The sequence below is a fragment of the Micrococcus sp. HMSC31B01 genome (genome assembly GCF_001816085.1).
Lineage (GTDB): Bacteria > Actinomycetota > Actinomycetes > Actinomycetales > Micrococcaceae > Micrococcus > Micrococcus luteus.
This window is the reverse complement of sequence record NZ_KV824908.1, coordinates 1-1,136: the sequence shown is the minus strand read 5'-3', so window position 1 is coordinate 1,136 and position 1,136 is coordinate 1. Positions and strand designations below refer to the sequence as shown.

The 1,136-nt window shown below is 77.3% G+C and carries 1 protein-coding gene and 1 pseudogene; both read left to right on the top strand.

The features are described from left to right. Positions 1 to 163 precede the first annotated feature (163 nt). Positions 164 to 790 (top strand): GNAT family N-acetyltransferase, encoded by a 627-nt coding sequence (locus HMPREF3105_RS01430; RefSeq protein WP_070708602.1) that lies wholly within the window; start codon positions 164 to 166, stop codon positions 788 to 790. Positions 791 to 866: 76 nt separating this feature from the next. Next, positions 867 to 1,136 (top strand): annotated as a pseudogene (locus HMPREF3105_RS01425) (hypothetical protein); the annotation flags it as partial.

Sequence of the window (1,136 nt, the reverse complement as noted above, 5' to 3'; positions counted from 1 at the left end):
CGGTGCGCAGGCGCGCACGCAGGGCGGCCTTGGCGTCCACGACGTCGTCGACGCCGGCGACGGGGCCCGTGGCGGCGGGCTCGGGCACGGGAGGGGGAGTGCGCATGTCCCCATGATGCCCGCCGCACCGGTGCCGCGCCCGGCCGCGCATAGGATCGACGCCATGTCCTGGCAGCGTTCCCCCTGGCCCGTGACCCTGCGGCACGGCACCCTCGCCCTGCGGCCGCTGCGGCGGCGGGACCGGGAGGCGTGGGAGGAGCAGCGGGCGCACAACCGGGAGTGGCTGACGCCGTGGGACGCCACGAGCCCCGTGCTGGGCGCGGGCCCGGCGTCGTTCGGGCAGATGGTCCGCTGGCACGGCCGGCAGGGCCGGGACGGCAGCGCCTACACGTGGGGCATGGTCCTCGACGACGACCGCCCGGACCGGGACCGCCTGGTGGGGCTGCTGTCCCTGGGCGGGATCCAGTACGGCTCGGTGCTCTCCGGCTCGATCGGCTACTGGATCGACCGTCGCGAGGCGGGTCGGGGGCTGACGCCGACGGCCGTGGCCATGGCGACGGACTGGGCGTTCCGCAGCGCCGGTCTGCACCGGGTCGAGGTCAACATCCGCCCGGAGAACGCGGCCAGCCTGCGGGTCGTGGCGAAGCTCGGCCTGCGCGACGAGGGCCTGCGGCGCGCGTACCTGCACGTGGACGGCGCCTGGCGGGACCACCGGACGTTCGCGGTGACCGCCGAGGAGGTCCCCGACGGCCTGCTGGCCCGGTGGCTGGCCTCGCGGCCGCGCCCCTGAGGGGCCGACGGGACACGCCGCGTGCGGACACGCCGCGATGGCCGGACCGGTCCGCCCCCGGCGCTAGGCTGACCGCATGGACGAGACCACCGCGCCGACGAGGGCCGTGCAGGCCGCGCTCGACGCGCTGGCCGACGCCCGGGTGAGCGCGTCGCTGGTCATCGTGGCCCTCGTGGCCTTCTTGGCCTGGCGGCTCGTGCTGCGCCGCCATCGTCTCGCGTCCGCCCCCGCCCGCCCGTCGATGCCGAGGTCCTTCATGCACCGTCTGCAGAGCTCGCCCGCCGTCCGTGCCCTGACCGCCCGGTTCTCGGGCCGCCTGAGCGCCGCCGCCGACGCGGCGCGCGCC

Excerpts from the sequence above, each read along its gene's own strand:
- HMPREF3105_RS01430 (WP_070708602.1), top strand. The coding sequence starts at position 164 with ATGTCCTGGCAGCGTTCCCCCTGGCCCGTGACCCTGCGGCACGGCACC.